The sequence below is a fragment of the Microtetraspora sp. AC03309 genome (assembly GCF_020826795.1).
Classification (GTDB): Bacteria; Actinomycetota; Actinomycetes; order Streptosporangiales; family Streptosporangiaceae; genus Microtetraspora; species Microtetraspora glauca.
This window is the reverse complement of record NZ_JADDIL010000395.1, coordinates 1-569: the sequence shown is the minus strand read 5'-3', so window position 1 is coordinate 569 and position 569 is coordinate 1. Positions and strand designations below refer to the sequence as shown.

Sequence of the window (569 nt, the reverse complement as noted above, 5' to 3'; positions counted from 1 at the left end):
GCTCGAAGAGGTGCGCGCGGCTCCGCTCGACGACGCCAGCCGCAACCGGCTGCGCGACATCCACCGGACCAGCATCAGCGAACTCGAGGACGGCCTCGCACCCGAACTGCGTGAAGAACTCGAGCGGCTGACGCTGCCCTTCACCGAGGACAGCGTGCCGTCCGACGCCGAACTGCGGATCGCCCAGGCGCAGCTGGTCGGCTGGCTCGAAGGGCTGTTCCACGGCATCCAGACGGCACTGTTCGCTCAGCAGATGGCCGCCCGTGCACAGCTCGAACAGATGCGCCAGGGTGCCCTGCCGCCGGGACTGCAGGTTCCCGGCGGGCAGCGCGGTGGCTCCCACCCCGGCACCGGCCAGTACCTGTAGGTCACCCGTTGTCTGATCCGTACATATCGACGCACGAAGCATGGGTCGAGTTCCCCATTTTCGATGCCAAGACGCGTTCCCTGAAGAAGGCGTTCCTCGGCAAGGCCGGCGGCGCCATCGGGCGCAACGAGTCCAACGTCGTCGTCATCGAAGCGCTGCGCGACATCACGATGTCACTGAAAATGGGCGACCGGGTCGGTCT

Annotated in this window: 1 protein-coding gene and 1 pseudogene; both read left to right on the top strand. The window is 66.8% G+C overall.

The genetic code is table 11. The annotated features are described in order from the left end of the window. The coding region (locus tag IMZ11_RS43515; RefSeq protein WP_228649546.1) for a bacterial proteasome activator family protein at positions 1–367 on the top strand (367 nt) is incomplete at its 5' end. An 8-nt stretch (positions 368–375) separates the two neighbouring features. Then, positions 376–569 (top strand): annotated as a pseudogene (locus IMZ11_RS43510) (ABC transporter ATP-binding protein); the annotation flags it as partial.